General features: G+C 54.0%; 16 protein-coding genes and 1 other annotated feature. Of the genes, 9 read left to right on the forward strand and 7 right to left on the reverse strand.

The window, feature by feature from the left end; genetic code table 11:
• The 4 genes from trpCF to trpL all read right to left on the reverse strand — a co-directional run bounded on the left by trpCF (window position 1) and on the right by trpL (window position 4,661).
• Entirely contained in the window at window positions 1-1,359 is a 1,359-nt protein-coding gene (gene trpCF / locus AAIR21_RS02210; RefSeq protein ID WP_014170383.1) for a bifunctional indole-3-glycerol-phosphate synthase TrpC/phosphoribosylanthranilate isomerase TrpF, read from the reverse strand.
• Between the two features lie 3 nt (window positions 1,360-1,362).
• A complete protein-coding gene (gene trpD, locus AAIR21_RS02215; RefSeq protein WP_014170382.1) occupies window positions 1,363-2,958 on the reverse strand; it encodes a bifunctional anthranilate synthase glutamate amidotransferase component TrpG/anthranilate phosphoribosyltransferase TrpD in 1,596 nt (531 codons plus the stop codon).
• Entirely contained in the window at window positions 2,958-4,520 is a 1,563-nt protein-coding gene (locus AAIR21_RS02220) for an anthranilate synthase component 1 (protein WP_025203978.1), read from the reverse strand. The genes trpD and AAIR21_RS02220 overlap by 1 nt, the downstream gene beginning before the upstream one ends.
• 25 nt (window positions 4,521-4,545) lie before the next feature.
• Window positions 4,546-4,640, reverse strand: a sequence feature (Trp leader region).
• On the reverse strand, window positions 4,617-4,661 hold the full coding sequence (gene trpL, locus AAIR21_RS02225; RefSeq protein WP_106993556.1) for a trp operon leader peptide: 45 nt from the start codon (window positions 4,659-4,661) through the stop codon (window positions 4,617-4,619). It overlaps the preceding feature by 24 nt.
• Window positions 4,662-4,788: 127 nt before the next feature.
• Between trpL and rnm the strand changes: the two genes are divergently transcribed.
• From rnm to rluB, 3 genes are all read left to right on the forward strand, one after another.
• Entirely contained in the window at window positions 4,789-5,682 is an 894-nt protein-coding gene (gene rnm, locus AAIR21_RS02230; RefSeq protein ID WP_020882434.1) for an RNase RNM, read from the forward strand.
• Complete coding sequence (locus AAIR21_RS02235) at window positions 5,679-6,299, forward strand: L-threonylcarbamoyladenylate synthase (RefSeq protein WP_003856793.1); 621 nt, start codon at window positions 5,679-5,681, stop codon at window positions 6,297-6,299. Before rnm ends, AAIR21_RS02235 begins: the two co-directional genes overlap by 4 nt.
• 96 nt (window positions 6,300-6,395) lie before the next feature.
• Window positions 6,396-7,271, forward strand: a complete 876-nt coding sequence (rluB, locus tag AAIR21_RS02240) for a 23S rRNA pseudouridine(2605) synthase RluB (RefSeq protein WP_008502809.1) — start codon at window positions 6,396-6,398, stop codon at window positions 7,269-7,271.
• A 35-nt stretch (window positions 7,272-7,306) separates the two neighbouring features.
• Here rluB and cobO read toward each other — a convergent pair whose 3' ends face one another.
• Both cobO and AAIR21_RS02250 read right to left on the reverse strand, forming a co-directional pair.
• Complete coding sequence (gene cobO, locus AAIR21_RS02245) at window positions 7,307-7,897, reverse strand: cob(I)yrinic acid a,c-diamide adenosyltransferase (RefSeq protein WP_183516290.1); 591 nt, start codon at window positions 7,895-7,897, stop codon at window positions 7,307-7,309.
• The gene (locus AAIR21_RS02250) at window positions 7,894-8,655 is read right to left on the reverse strand and encodes a YciK family oxidoreductase (RefSeq protein ID WP_181240683.1); all 762 of its coding nucleotides are present in this window, start codon (window positions 8,653-8,655) and stop codon (window positions 7,894-7,896) included. Before AAIR21_RS02250 ends, cobO begins: the two co-directional genes overlap by 4 nt.
• A gap of 250 nt (window positions 8,656-8,905) precedes the next feature.
• On the opposite strand from AAIR21_RS02250, the gene sohB reads away from it, so the two are divergent.
• Complete coding sequence (sohB, locus tag AAIR21_RS02255; RefSeq protein WP_020882437.1) at window positions 8,906-9,952, forward strand: protease SohB; 1,047 nt, start codon at window positions 8,906-8,908, stop codon at window positions 9,950-9,952.
• 34 nt (window positions 9,953-9,986) lie between these two features.
• On the opposite strand, the gene AAIR21_RS02260 is transcribed toward sohB, so the two are convergent.
• A complete protein-coding gene (locus AAIR21_RS02260) occupies window positions 9,987-10,238 on the reverse strand; it encodes a YciN family protein (RefSeq protein WP_020882438.1) in 252 nt (83 codons plus the stop codon).
• Between the two features lie 399 nt (window positions 10,239-10,637).
• Between AAIR21_RS02260 and topA the strand changes: the two genes are divergently transcribed.
• The 5 genes from topA (at window position 10,638) to ymiC (ending at window position 15,288) form a co-directional block, all read left to right on the forward strand.
• Window positions 10,638-13,235 (forward strand): type I DNA topoisomerase, encoded by a 2,598-nt coding sequence (gene topA, locus AAIR21_RS02265; protein ID WP_121339605.1) that lies wholly within the window; start codon window positions 10,638-10,640, stop codon window positions 13,233-13,235.
• Between the two features lie 187 nt (window positions 13,236-13,422).
• Complete coding sequence (cysB, locus tag AAIR21_RS02270) at window positions 13,423-14,397, forward strand: HTH-type transcriptional regulator CysB (protein WP_006175683.1); 975 nt, start codon at window positions 13,423-13,425, stop codon at window positions 14,395-14,397.
• A gap of 338 nt (window positions 14,398-14,735) precedes the next feature.
• Window positions 14,736-14,876, forward strand: coding sequence for a YmiA family putative membrane protein (locus AAIR21_RS02275; protein ID WP_214579162.1), 141 nt, complete (start codon window positions 14,736-14,738; stop codon window positions 14,874-14,876).
• A 2-nt stretch (window positions 14,877-14,878) separates the two neighbouring features.
• Window positions 14,879-15,049, forward strand: a complete 171-nt coding sequence (locus tag AAIR21_RS02280; RefSeq protein ID WP_032669764.1) for a hypothetical protein — start codon at window positions 14,879-14,881, stop codon at window positions 15,047-15,049.
• A 140-nt stretch (window positions 15,050-15,189) separates the two neighbouring features.
• Window positions 15,190-15,288 carry a small membrane protein YmiC gene (gene ymiC, locus AAIR21_RS02285; protein WP_032669830.1) on the forward strand — a complete coding sequence of 33 codons (99 nt, stop codon included), beginning with the start codon at window positions 15,190-15,192 and terminating at the stop codon, window positions 15,286-15,288.
• Window positions 15,289-15,369 lie beyond the last annotated feature (81 nt).

The raw sequence follows: 15,369 nt of genomic DNA on the forward strand, positions 1-15,369 counted from the left end.
TTAATATGCACGCAGAGTTTTAAATACCGAGGCCAGCTTACTGGCATCTTTGATGCCCGGTTGCGACTCTACGCCTGAATTGAAATCGAGGCCCGCGCAGCCCGCTTTGGCGGCTTCCACGCAGTTATCCGGGCTAAGTCCACCCGCCAGCAAAACATTGTCCAGCACTTCGCCGTGCAACAGGGACCAGTCAAAACGCTGTCCCGTGCCGCCCTGGCCGTTATCGAGTACGTATTTATCAACATGATTCAGGTTCCGCTCAGGCAACCTGTCGCCCACGCTCTGCGCTTTCCAGATTTGCACCTGAGGTGCCAGTGCGCTGCGCAGGGCATCGATATAGGCCTGATCTTCGTTGCCATGAAGCTGTACCGCATGCAGAGATAACGCTTCGGCTTTTGCTACCACGTCGGCGATATCCGCGTTGCGAAAGACCCCCACATAACTGAGTGGCGCTGCCGTCATCACCTGACGCGCCTGCGCTTCGGTCACCACGCGCGGGGAGGAGGCGACAAAAATCAGCCCGCCGTAAATCGCACCGGCTTCATACGCGGCCAGGGCATCCTCTTCACGGGTTAAGCCGCACACTTTGTTTTCACCCAACAGTACGCGGCGCACCGCGGCATTGAGATCGTCATGTTCCATCATTGCAGAACCAATCAGGAAACCGTTGGCGAAATGGCTCAGTTCGCGGACCTGAGCGTAGCTGTTAATACCGGATTCACTGATCACGGTGACGCCAGAGCCCAGACGCGGCGCCAGCTGGCGCGTGCGGTTCAGGTCAATCGACAGGTCACGCAGATCGCGGTTGTTGATGCCGACCACTTTGGCTTTCAGCGCAATGGCGCGTTCCAGCTCCTCTTCGTTGCTCACTTCGGTCAGCACGCCCATGTTCAGACTGTGCGCGACCGCAGCGAGCTGGCGATACTGTTCGTCATCCAGCACTGAGAGCATCAGCAGGCAGGCATCGGCCTGGTAAAAGCGTGCCAGCCAGATCTGATACGGGTCGATAATAAAGTCTTTGCACAGGATCGGTTGTGGCGCGATCCCGCTGACAACGGGCAGGAAATCGAAGCTGCCCTGGAAATACTTTTCATCCGTCAGCACGGAGATGGCTGACGCATGATGTTTGTAGATACCGGCAATTCGCGCCGGATCGAAATCGTCACGGATAACGCCTTTCGACGGGGACGCTTTTTTGCACTCAAGAATAAACGCGGTGCGTGCGCCCTGCAGAGCATCATAGAAACGACGGCTGCTTGGGACAACGTCATTCTGGAAGCTGGCCAGCGGCTGCTGTGCTTTACGTGCTTCCACCCAGATGGCCTTATCGGCAACGATTTTCGCTAAAACGGTCTGCATTCTTTACCCTCTTGCCGCAAGTGCGGTAACGCGATCGTAAGCTGCACCTGAGCGCAGTACGTTCAGAACTTTTTGTGCGTTGGCTTTGAGGTCTTCCTCGCCGTGCAAACGCATCAGCATCGCGACGTTGGCAGCCACGGCGGCCTCGTGGGCGACCTCTCCTTTACCTTGTAATAAGCGCGTCAGAATGTCACGGTTTTCTTCAGGCGTGCCGCCCGCCAGCGCTTCCTGATGGTAAGGCGTTAAACCAAAGTCGCTCGCCTCCAGCTGATAGCTCAGGATTTCACCGTCGCGAAGTTCGGCCACCAGCGTTGGCGCATGCAGCGACACTTCATCCATTCCCCCGCTGTGAACCACCGCGGCACGTTGATAACCCAGCACGCGCAGGGTCTCTGCAATCGGCAGAACCAGCTCCGGGCTGTAGACGCCAATCAGCGCCAGCGGCGGATGGGCCGGGTTGATCAGCGGGCCGAGCACGTTAAACAGCGTGCGGGTTTTAAGCTGCTGGCGAACCGGCATCGCATGGCGGAAACCGGTGTGATATTTCGGCGCAAACAGGAAGCAGACGCCCAGGTCGTCCAGGGCTTCACGCGAACGTTCGGCGTTCATCTCGAGGTTGATGCCGAATGCGGCCAGCAGATCTGACGATCCCGACCGGCTTGAGACGCTGCGGTTACCGTGCTTCGCCACTTTCAAACCACAGGCAGCCGCCACGAAGGCGCTGGCGGTGGAGATATTGATGCTGTTGCTGCCATCACCACCGGTACCGACGATATCCGCAAACATGTAGTCCGGGCGCGGGAACGGGGCGGCATTTTCCAGCAGCGCCGTTGCCGCACCGGCAATTTCCTGCGGGCTTTCACCGCGAACTTTCATGCTCACCAGCGCGGCCGCCAGTTGTTCAGGCTTCAGTTCACCGCGAACCACGGCGGAGAAGAGCTGGTGGCTCTCCTGCTGGCTCAGGGTCTGTGCCTGATACAATTTTTCCAGAACAGGTTGCAGGGTGTTGGTCTGTTCCAGTTTCTGCAGCGCCCAGTCCAGGGTCTGTTCCAGCAGACGCGCGCCGTGAGAGGTGAGGATTGACTCCGGATGGAACTGCATTCCACAGACACGATCGGTATCGTGACGTACGGCCATCACCATGCCTTCGAACGAGGCGTTAATGGTCAGGCCTGCCGGGATGTTGCTGCCGACCAGCGAGTGGTAGCGCGCCACCGGCAGCGGATTCGGCAGCCCGGCAAACATCGCCTGACCGTCATGTTCAATGCTGGAGGCTTTACCGTGCAGGATTTCACCCGCCTGACCGACGTATCCGCCATAGGCTTCAACAATCGCCTGATGCCCCAGGCAGATGCCGATAATAGGCAACTTGCCGCGCATACGGGTCAGCAGTTCAGGCATACAGCCCGCTTCACTGGGGGCGCCGGGGCCAGGAGAGAGCATCAGCACCGGGTTTTGCATGGTTGCCAGACGCTCAATCAGGGTTTGCGCCGGCACGTGGTTACGATAGATAACGACGTTGTGACCATTCGCACGCAGCTGATCTGCCAGGTTATAGGTAAAGGAGTCGATGTTATCGAGCAGCAGAATGTCAGCCATCAGAAAATCTCCTGTGCATGGTGTGCGGTAGCGATGGCGCGCAATACCGCGCGAGCTTTATTGCGCGTTTCGTCAGCTTCAGACTGCGGAACAGAATCAAGAACCACCCCGGCGCCCGCCTGGACGGTGGCAATGCCGTCTTCAACATAGGCAGAGCGGATAACGATGCAGGTATCAAGGTCACCGTGTGCGGTGAAATAACCCACCGCACCGCCATAGCTGCCGCGACGACGCCCTTCGGCGGCGGCGATAAGCTGCATCGCACGGACTTTCGGCGCACCGCTCAGGGTGCCCATGTTCATGCAGGCGCGATAGGCGTGCAGCACGTCGAGGTCGTTGCGCAGTTCACCCACCACGCGGGAGACCAGGTGCATCACGAAGGAGTAACGGTCGACTTTCGTTAAGTCAGCCACATAGCGGCTGCCGGGAGTACAAATACGGGCCAGATCGTTACGCGCCAGGTCGACCAGCATCAGGTGCTCGGAGAGCTCTTTGTGGTCGGTGCGCATTTCCAGTTCGATACGGCTGTCGAGATCGCGATCCAGAGAGCCATCGGCGCGACGCCCGCGCGGACGTGTACCGGCAATCGGGTAGATCTCGATCTGGCGGCTGGTGGCGTCGTATTTCAGGGAGCTTTCCGGTGACGCACCAAACAGGGTGAACTCGTTGTCCTGCATAAAGAACATATACGGGCTTGGGTTGCTCTTTTTGAGCACGTCATAGGCCGCCAGCGGCGACGGGCAGGGCAGTGAGAAACGACGGGACGGGACGACCTGGAAAATTTCCCCGGCGCGAATCGCCTTTTGCATCTGACGCACCACGGCACCGTACTGATCGTCGGTCTGGTTAACCTCACAGGTCATCTTCTCTACATGCTGAACCGGCAGTGCGGGTGGCGCTTCGGTCATTTGCTGTTGCAGCTGAGCAATGCGCTGCTCAAGACGTGTTTTCTCGGTCACGGATGGGGTGAACAGGCTCGCCTGAATACGGGTGTATTTTTTCTGATGGTCGATCACCAGCAGGGTTTCGGCCAGGTAGAAGCAGTAGTCAGGGCAGCGGTTGCCCTGTTCGGTTTCCGGCAGGTCTTCGAAACCGGCGACCAGATCGTAAGCAAACAGCCCGCCAAAGAACATCGCTTCGCGTTCATCTTCTGGTACCGAGACCAGGTTTTGCAGCAGGCGGAAGGCATCGAAGACTGACAAAGAACAGAGGCGTGCATCTTCGTCCAGCAGTTGGCTGACCGGCGGGAAATGCAGTACCCGCACTTCCGGGTGACGTTCATTCTCGATGCCCGCTGGCAGGGAGGCGTCCAGCAGTGGCAGCAACGCGGCACCGTTCTCAGAGAGCGCCTTAATCGTGACAGTGTCACCCAGCGCGGTAATGCGCAATGCGCTGTCGACCAGCAGCAGGCTCTTAAGATCGTCTTTACTGTCAATATCCGCGGATTCCAGCAGCAACGTTGCCGGACGCGCACCGCAGACCTGATGAAACAGCGCGGTTGGGTTGTGGCGATAGACCGCCTCGCAGGTCAGCAATTCGAGGTGTGGTTTGGCTGTTTGCATTATGTTGTTCTCATTTATTCTGTTCAAAAAAAAGCCCGCTTAGTCGCGGGCTGGGTATCTGTTTGCATTTCGCAGACGTGTGACACTGCCCGATAATCAGGATGTGCGCCACCAACCGTGCAGAGTGAAATGTGCTGTCATTTTCAGATACCTTTCTCGTGTGAACTTGCGTACTAGTTAACTAGTTCAATGGCAAGTTGTCAACCCTTGATTTCAGAATTTCGCGCCAAGCCGTTATCATAGGGGTTTCGGATGTCTTTAACCTGCTATGGGAAGTGCTTTGAGCGATACCACCTACGCCGTAATTTATGATTTACACAGCCATACTCAGGCCTCTGATGGCCTGCTGACACCCGAAGCCCTGGTTCATCGCGCCGTTGAAATGCGTGTTGGCACGCTGGCGATAACCGATCACGATACGACAGATGCTATTCCCGCGGCGCGCGCCGAAATTGCCCGCAGCGGACTGGCGCTGAATCTGGTGCCCGGCGTCGAAATTTCGACAGTCTGGGAAAATCACGAAATTCACATTGTTGGCCTCAATATCGATATTGAACATCCGGCAATGCGTGCGTTTTTGCAAGAACAAAAATCGCGCCGCAACGAACGCGCCGAAATGATTGGTGAGCGACTGGAAAAAGCGCATATTCCCGGAGCGCTGGAAGGTGCACAGAAACTGGCAAACGGTGGGGCGGTGACGCGCGGCCATTTTGCCCGTTTTCTGGTTGAGGCGGGCAAAGCCACAACGATGGCGGACGTGTTTAAAAAATATCTGGCACGCGGGAAAACCGGTTACGTTCCGCCACAGTGGTGTACAATAAAACAAGCTATTGATGTCATTCATCATTCTGGCGGTAAGGCCGTGCTCGCCCATCCGGGGCGGTATAATCTTTCTGCTAAGTGGCTGAAAAGACTGCTGGCACACTTTGCCGAATGTGGCGGTGAGGCGATGGAAGTCGCCCAGTGTCAGCAGGCGCCCAATGAGCGTGCGCAGCTCGCGACCTACGCTCGTCAGTTCGGTCTGCTGGGTTCGCAAGGGTCGGATTTCCATCAACCCTGTGCGTGGATCGAGCTGGGACGCAAGCTCTGGTTGCCCGCAGGCGTTGAACCCGTCTGGCAGCTCTGGGAACAGCCGCAGAAAATTGAAGAGAGGGAAGTATGAGTCAGTTTTTCTATATTCATCCGGATAACCCGCAGCCACGCTTAATTAATCAGGCCGTGGAGATCGTTCGCAAAGGCGGCGTGATTGTCTACCCGACCGATTCTGGCTACGCGCTGGGCTGTAAAATTGAAGACAAAGGGGCGATGGAGCGCATTTGCCGCATTCGTCAGCTGCCGGACGGCCATAACTTTACCCTGATGTGCCGCGATCTTTCTGAGCTGTCGACCTACGCGTATGTCGATAACGTGGCGTTTCGTCTGATCAAAAATAACACACCGGGCAACTACACCTTTATTCTTAAAGGAACCAAGGAAGTGCCGCGTCGTCTGTTACAGGAAAAGCGTAAAACCATCGGGATGCGCGTACCGTCCAACCCGATTGCGCAGGCGCTGCTGGAAACCCTCGGCGAGCCGATGCTTTCGACCTCTTTAATGTTGCCTGGCAGCGAGTTCACCGAATCCGATCCCGAAGAGATTAAAGACCGTCTGGAAAAGGTGGTCGAGTTGATTATTCATGGCGGCTACCTTGGTCAGCAGCCAACCACCGTTGTTGACTTAACCGAAGATGCGCCAGAAGTGATTCGTGAAGGCGTGGGTGATGTTAAGCCTTTCTTGTAAGGGTGTAAGCAGATATACTACGCGGCCATCAAAGCAGGGCTGAGCCCTCTTTTGACCTGATTCGACGCCTGTGAAGGCGACACCTGAGGAAGCTCAATGAGCGAGAAGTTACAGAAAGTGCTGGCGCGTGCCGGCCACGGTTCACGCCGTGAAATCGAAGCCATTATTGAAGCGGGTCGCGTGAGTGTGGACGGTAAAATCGCCACGCTGGGTGACCGCGTAGAAATCGTACCGGGATTGAAGATCCGCATCGACGGTCATCTTATTTCCGTGAAAGAGTCCGCTGAGCAGATCTGCCGCGTGCTGGCGTATTACAAGCCAGAAGGCGAGCTGTGTACGCGCAACGACCCTGAAGGTCGCCCGACGGTGTTTGACCGTCTGCCTAAACTGCGCGGCGCTCGCTGGATTGCCGTGGGGCGTCTGGACGTGAATACCTGCGGCCTGCTGCTGTTTACCACTGATGGTGAACTGGCAAACCGTCTGATGCACCCTAGCCGTGAAGTGGAACGCGAATACGCCGTGCGTGTCTTCGGCCAGGTTGATGAGAATAAACTGCGCGATCTGTCACGCGGCGTTCAGCTGGAAGACGGTCCTGCGGCATTTAAAACCATCAAATTTACCGGTGGCGAAGGCATTAACCAGTGGTACAACGTTACCCTGACTGAAGGCCGTAACCGCGAAGTGCGTCGTCTTTGGGAAGCGGTAGGTGTGCAGGTGAGCCGTCTGATCCGTGTCCGTTATGGCGACATCCTGCTGCCAAAAGGTCTGCCACGGGGTGGTTATACCGAGCTGGATCTGACACAGACTAACTACCTGCGTGAACTGGTTGGCCTGACGCCAGAAACCACCTCTAAAGTGGCGGTGGAAAAAGATCGTCGTCGTATGAAGGCGAATCAGATCCGTCGTGCGGTGAAACGCCATAGCCAGGTGAGCAGCAACCGCCGCTCTGGCAGCCGCAACAACAACGGTTAACATAAAAGCCCGGTGAATATCACCGGGCTTTTTTCTTAGTAATCAATACCGATTTGCGCTTTGATTCCCGCGTCAAACGCGTGTTTGACCGGACGCAGTTCGCTGACAGTATCAGCAAGCTCCAGTATTTCCCGATGACAGCCACGCCCCGTGACGATAACCGTCTGGTGCGCCGGGCGTTGTCGTAACGCCTCCAGTACCGCATCCAGCGGGAGATAGTCGTAGGCCACCATATAGGTTATCTCATCCAGCAAAACCATATTCAGGGCGGGGTCTGCCAGCATTCTTTTGGCGTGCTCCCAGACTGCAAGACAAGCTGCAGTATCGGTTTCCCGGTTCTGCGTATCCCATGTAAAACCTGTCGCCATCACCTGAAATTCAACGCCATGCGGTTCAAGCAGATTACGTTCGCCGTTCGGCCATTCGCCTTTGATGAACTGAATGACGCCCACTTTCTGCCCGTGACCGACAGCACGCGTGGCGGTGCCAAATGCCGCGGTAGTTTTACCTTTGCCGTTACCGGTAAAGACGATAATTATCCCGCGCTCGTCCTGTGCGGCCGCAACGCGCGCATCGACCTGTTCCTTCAGACGCTGCTGGCGTTGTTGATGACGTTCTTCACTCATTGCGAAATCCCTGGTTTACGGCCCGGCTGGGCATCGAAGGTCATCCCCGTTTTACGACGGCTGTCGTCGCCCATCAGCCAGAGATAGAGCGGCATAATGTCTGCGGGTGTTTTTAGTTTCTGCGGGTCTTCCGACGGGAAGGCGCTGGCGCGCATTTTGGTGCGTGTTCCTCCCGGGTTAATGCAATTTACGCGCAGATGGCGGCTTTGATACTCTTCCGCCAGCACCTGCATCATCCCTTCAGTCGCGAATTTCGAGACGGCATATGCCCCCCAGTTGGCTCGACCTTCGCGGCCTACGCTTGAGGAGGTAAAGACCAGCGAGCCGGACTCAGATTTAAGTAATAAAGGAAGCAATGCCTGCGTCAGGAAAAACGTGCCGTTGACGTTGACCTGCATCACCTGCTGCCAGATATCGGGATCCTGTTCATCCATAGGACGGACTTCTCCCAGCAAACCCGCATTGTGAAGGACACCGTCCAGCCGCGGATAGTGGGCGCTAATACGGTGAGCAAGTTCCTGGCACACCGCTGGCGTGCAGGTGAGTAAATCGAGGGTATACCACGGGGCCGGAATGCCGCCTGCCGCCTCTATTTCCTGCGCGACGCTTTTCAGTTTATCTTCGTTACGACCAATAAGAATAACGCTCGCGCCATAGTCAGCGTAGGTCAGGGCCGCCTCGCGACCAATTCCGTCGCTGGCACCGGTGACCAGAATGATGCGATTTTGCAGCAGATTTTTTTGCGGTTGATAATGCACGGGGACTCCTCTGGCGCGCAGTGACGCAATGACGCCTTCTTTATGACTTTTCGGCTTTATGCCCGAATTAGCATGAGAATTCAATCAGTCTACAGGAGGCATTACTGTAAAATTAACAATTTGCAAATATTTAAACCCCTATGAGGGGATTCCTGAAGCAGGCTCGCAGAGGTAATGTCACGAGCGAGACGCATGGGCAGGGCTGTTGTACACTGCCGTGAAAGAATCGTGGTTAAACAAGGTGGAACGCGTGGAATTACTTTCTCAGTATGGGTTGTTTTTGGCCAAAATCGCAACGGTGGTGATTGCCATTGCGGTGATTGCCGTTCTGATTGTAAACCTGACGCAGCGTAAGCGTCAGCGTGGGGAGTTACGCATTACCCGCCTGAGTGAGCAGTATAAAGAGATGCAGGAAGATATGTCTCTGTCGCTGCTCGATAGCCATCAACAGAAGCAGTGGCTTAAAGCGCAGAAGAAAAAGCATAAACAGGAAGCCAAAGCGGCAAAAGCGAAAGCCAAGCTCAATGCACCGCAGGATGAGGCAAAGCCACGCGTCTATGTGCTCGACTTTAAAGGCAGCATGGATGCGCATGAAGTTTCTTCTCTGCGCGAAGAGGTCACTGCCGTTCTTGCCGTGGCAAAACCGCAGGATCAGGTGGTGGTGCGTCTTGAAAGCCCGGGCGGTGTGGTACACGGTTACGGGCTGGCTGCGTCACAGCTGCAGCGCCTGCGTGAAAAACAGATCCCGCTGACCGTTGCGGTGGATAAAGTCGCGGCGAGCGGTGGCTACATGATGGCCTGCGTCGCGGATAAAATTGTGGCGGCACCGTTTTCTATTATTGGTTCAATCGGTGTGGTTGCGCAAATCCCTAACTTTAACCGCTTCCTCAAAAACAAAGAGATCGACATTGAACTGCACACGGCCGGGCAGTACAAACGCACTCTGACGCTGCTGGGGGAAAACACGGAAGAGGGGCGTCAGAAATTCCGTGAAGATCTCAATGAAACGCACCACCTCTTTAAAGACTTTGTGCACCGCATGCGCCCATCGCTCGATATTGAGCAGGTCGCGACGGGGGAGCACTGGTACGGTATCCAGGCCCAGGAGAAAGGACTGGTAGATGAAGTGGGCACCAGCGATGACCTGCTGTTGAACCTGATGGATGGCCGTGAGCTGGTGGGCGTGCGCTTTACGCAGCGCAAGCGTCTGCTCGATCGCTTTACCAACAGTGCGGCAGAAAGTGCCGATCGGCTGTTGCTCCGCTGGCTACAGCGCGGACAAAAACCGTTGCTGTAAACAAAAACGCGAGGCTCAGGCCTCGCGTTTTGCATTAATCAACCAGGTGATATTTCTCTGAAAGCGTATGCGCCAGGTATTTAAACATGTTAAACACGGCGGTGCTTTTCGGGGTAGGTAGCCCCTGTTCGTCAAGGAAGTATTCGCCGCTGAAAACCAGCACGCCATTACGCTGTTCTACGCCGGTGGCTTCAATGCCCGCCAGAGTATCTTCATGATCACGGATAAGCTTGTTTGCTTCGATAAGCAGAGAGACTCGGTCAATTGGTTGGGTCGTATTGTGCATAATCCACTCCTTAAACAGTGACAATAGTCTACGCCGAGGGCGCTTTGGGGGCAAATTTTCCCTGTAATCTGAGGGGATAAGGCGCAGGAGCCTGGCTGGCGTGATTTGCTTTTGCATGCTAATAAAGTTGCGTAACGGATTTTATCAGGTAGAGTGTGCGCTTTCGTCATTCTGGCAACAGAATTGCTTGACATTCGACCGGTAATTCGTCACGAATCATATGAGGCGTGAGAAAAATACCCGAAAACTCAATCACCTGGGCGTCATTTCTCTGACGTTCGGTAAGACAAAGGGGTTGATATCCCCTGACGCAGTCGCAATATCAATGACGCGTCGTCAGTGGAAGGGAAATCAACGTGCGGCGTATTCCTGGAAGAATTAAATTAGGTAAAGGTGAATATGGGTAAAGCTCTCGTCATCGTTGAGTCCCCGGCAAAAGCCAAAACGATCAATAAGTATCTGGGTAATGACTACGTGGTTAAGTCCAGCGTGGGTCATATCCGCGATTTGCCGACCAGTGGCTCAGCCAGCAAAAAGAGCGCAGACTCTACCTCCACCAAAGGGGCTAAAAAGCCTAAAAAGGATGAACGTAGCGCGCTTGTCAACCGCATGGGTGTTAACCCATGGCACAACTGGGATGCACAATACGAAGTGCTGCCCGGTAAAGAAAAAGTCGTTAATGAGCTGAAGCAGCTTGCTGAAAAAGCAGACCACATCTATCTCGCAACCGACCTTGACCGCGAAGGGGAAGCCATTGCGTGGCACCTGCGGGAAGTGATCGGTGGTGATGACAAACGCTACAGCCGTGTAGTGTTTAACGAAATTACGAAGAATGCGATTCGTCAGGCGTTTGAAAAGCCGGGCGAACTGAACATTGACCGTGTAAACGCGCAGCAGGCACGTCGCTTTATGGACCGTGTTGTGGGCTACATGGTGTCTCCACTGCTGTGGAAAAAGATTGCCCGTGGTCTGTCCGCAGGCCGTGTGCAATCCGTTGCCGTGCGTCTTGTCGTTGAACGTGAACGCGAAATTAAAGCGTTTGTGCCAGAAGAGTTCTGGGAAGTCGACGCGAATGTCACCACGCCGGGCGGGGATGCTCTGCCGCTGCAGGTGAGCCATCAGAACGACAAGCCTTTCCGTCCTGAAAACCGTGACCAGACCATGGCCGCGGTGGCGCTGCTGGAAAAAGCACGCTATCAGGTTCTGGAGCGTGAAGACAAACCGACTAGCAGTAAGCCTGGCGCACCGTTTATTACCTCTACGCTGCAACAGGCCGCAAGCACGCGTCTGGGTTATGGCGTGAAGAAAACCATGATGATGGCCCAGCGCTTGTATGAAGCGGGTTACATCACCTACATGCGTACCGACTCGACTAACCTGAGTCAGGATGCGGTTAACATGGTGCGCGGCTATATCGGTGACAATTTCGGTAAGAAATACCTGCCGGAAAGCGCTAACCAGTACGCCAGCAAAGAGAACTCACAGGAAGCGCACGAAGCCATTCGTCCTTCTGACGTCTCTGTGTTAGCGGACTCGCTGAAGGATATGGAAGCCGACGCCCAGAAGCTGTACCAGCTTATCTGGCGCCAGTTCGTCGCGTGTCAAATGACACCCGCGCAGTACGATTCCACTACGCTTACCGTCGGGGCGGGTGATTTCCGTCTGAAAGCGCGTGGCCGTATCCTGCGTTTCGACGGCTGGACGAAAGTCATGCCTGCACTGCGTAAAGGCGACGAAGACCGAACGCTGCCGGCGGTGAACAAAGGGGATGAACTCTCTCTGGTTGACCTCGTGCCAGCTCAGCACTTTACCAAGCCGCCTGCGCGCTTTAGCGAAGCATCGCTGGTAAAAGAGCTGGAAAAACGCGGTATTGGTCGTCCGTCAACCTATGCGTCAATCATTTCGACCATTCAGGATCGTGGTTATGTGCGTGTTGAAAACCGCCGTTTCTACGCTGAAAAAATGGGTGAGATCGTAACCGACCGTCTGGAAGCCAACTTCCGCGAGTTGATGAACTACGACTTTACCGCACAGATGGAAGACAGCCTTGACCAGGTTGCCAGTCATCAGGCGGAATGGAAGAAAGTGCTCGACAGCTTCTTCAGCGACTTTACCAACCAGCTTGAAAAAGCGGAGAAAGATCCTGAAGAGGGCGGCATGCTGCCTAACCAGATGGTACTGACCAGCATCGATTGCCCAACCTGTGGCCGTAAGATGGGGATCCGTACTGCGACAACAGGCGTCTTCCTCGGTTGCTCTGGCTATGCGTTATCGCCGAAAGAGCGCTGCAAAACCACCATCAACCTGGTACCTGAGAACGAAGTTCTTAACGTGCTGGAAGGTGACGATGCAGAAACCAATGCCCTGCGTGCCAAACGTCGTTGTAAGAAATGTGGCACGGCGATGGACAGCTACCTGATCGATCCGAAACGCAAATTGCACGTCTGCGGGAATAACCCAACGTGTGATGGTTATGAGATCGAAGAGGGTGAGTTCCGCATCAAAGGCTATGACGGCCCTATCGTTGAGTGCGAGAAGTGTGGCTCGGAAATGCACCTGAAAATGGGGCGTTTCGGGAAATACATGGCGTGCACCAACGACGAGTGTAAGAACACCCGTAAGATTCTGCGTAACGGTGAAGTCGCGCCGCCGAAGGAAGATCCGGTTCCGCTGCCAGAATTGCCGTGTGAGAAGTCTGACGCCTATTTCGTGCTGCGTGACGGTGCTGCCGGGGTCTTCCTCGCGGCAAACACCTTCCCGAAATCGCGTGAAACCCGCGCGCCGCTGGTGGAAGAGCTGCATCGCTTCCGCGACCGTCTGCCTGAGAAACTGCGTTATCTGGCCGATGCGCCACAGCAGGATCCTGAAGGCAATAAAACGGTGGTACGTTTTAGCCGTAAAACAAAACAGCAGTACGTTGCGGCTGAGAAAGAGGGGAAAGCGACCGGCTGGTCCGCCTTCTTTGTCGACGGAAAATGGGTTGAAGGCAAGAAATAATCTTCCCTTACCGTAACTTACCTGTAAAAGGGCCGGACTTCCGGCCCTTTTTTATTACCTTGTTATTATTTTTTGTTCCGTACTATACAGTCAGGCTATAAATGATATAGTGGTTATAGTTAACCCTTTTCTTATTATCAAATCGTCTTAAGCGATTGACCGCGTGCGCTAAATCGGATGGTCTGGCATGAAATTACAGCAGCTTCGTTATATCGTTGAGGTGGTGAATCACAACCTCAACGTCTCTTCTACCGCTGAGGGGTTATATACCTCGCAACCGGGCATCAGCAAACAGGTTCGTATGCTGGAGGACGAATTAGGTATCCAGATTTTCGCTCGCAGCGGTAAGCACCTCACGCAGGTGACACCCGCCGGGCAGGAAATCATTCGTATTGCCCGGGAAGTCCTCTCCAAAGTTGACGCTATTAAGTCCGTGGCGGGTGAACATACCTGGCCGGATAAAGGCTCGCTTTATATTGCCACAACGCATACTCAGGCGCGTTATGCGCTGCCAGGCGTTATTAAGGGCTTTATAGAACGTTATCCGCGCGTCTCTTTGCATATGCATCAGGGCTCGCCCACGCAAATCGCTGAAGCGGTTTCAAAGGGCAACGCGGACTTTGCCATCGCGACAGAAGCGCTTCACCTGTATGACGATCTGGTTATGCTACCGTGCTACCACTGGAACCGTTCTATCGTAGTGACCCCGGATCATCCGCTGGCGGGGAAAGGGTCGGTGACTATTGAAGAGCTGGCGCAATATCCTTTAGTGACATACACCTTCGGCTTCACCGGACGTTCTGAGCTTGATACGGCCTTTAACCGGGCGGGATTAACGCCGCGCATTGTCTTTACCGCCACGGATGCTGATGTCATTAAAACCTATGTGCGGCTTGGCCTGGGCGTTGGGGTGATTGCCAGCATGGCCGTCGACCCGGTTTCAGATCCGGATTTGGTTCGTCTTGATGCGCACGATATTTTCAGCCACAGCACGACCAAAATTGGTTTCCGTCGCAGCACCTTCCTGCGCAGCTATATGTATGATTTTATTCAACGCTTTGCCCCGCATTTAACGCGTGACGTGGTCGATACGGCGGTTGCATTACGCTCAAATGAAGATATTGAAGAGATGTTTAAAGACATCAAACTTCCGGCAAAATAATCACTCCCGGTATCTTTCCCTCACGGAAAGATACCGAATTAACTCCTCAAAGCTAAATCATAATTATCATCATCTACATTTTCCCTGCCATATAATGTCATTACCCATTTAATCTGTATGGTTTTAATGTCGTGAATTGGCGACAAAAGTAGAAACTAATTTACGGCTACGCAAATATTTCTTTTCAATTATTTATTTCTGGTCAAAAGATTGAATATTTCCCACCAATTGATGCGTAAATTCACTGGCTTTTCGGCTAAAGTTTCTTTAGGATTTATCTCAACAGATGATTAATTGTACCAATTGTTTGGTCCTAAATGATAAGCGATATCGATTGTATGAGGTTAGCAATGCCTTCAGGAAGTGAAGAACCGCAAAGGGATCCTGCGCTCAAGCGTAAAGCCTGGCTGGCGGTCTTTCTCGTCTCCGCCCTGTTTTGGGTAGTGGTTGCTCTCCTTGCCTGGAAATATTGGGGTTGAATATGGCAGTGACGGTACGTACAGAAACGGTAAAACAGATGTGTCAGCATCGTGACAGTGGTCACAAAGGACGCAAAGCACCTGCGACCGTTGTCCCCGCGTCCTGGAAACTGACGCCACAGCAGCAAGCCTTTATTGATGTGTTCGCAGAAGACGAACCCAAAAAACAATAATTTAGTTAATTGCGTAATGATGCAAATAGTCTGAATAAAGACTCTGCACCTTTGTACTCTTTAATAAATACACATCAGCAATATAGAACTGAGGGCAAACCTCGGAGCCTTTTTAAAAATAATGCCTGGTGTACCCTATGATGAATAACATGATGTCTCACAAATACTGGTCATGGCTCGGCGTTTTTTCTGTGTCGATCCTGTTCTGGTCTCAGCTCATCTGGCTGGCCTTCCTGTAAATCCAAAACCTCGCTGCGGCGGGGTTTTTTGTTTTCGCACTTCACTGGACCATTCCTAAATTTATCAATTCGGGTTGTTAT

Source organism: Enterobacter sp. PTB, assembly GCF_051130085.1.
Classification (GTDB): domain Bacteria; phylum Pseudomonadota; class Gammaproteobacteria; order Enterobacterales; family Enterobacteriaceae; genus Enterobacter; species Enterobacter ludwigii.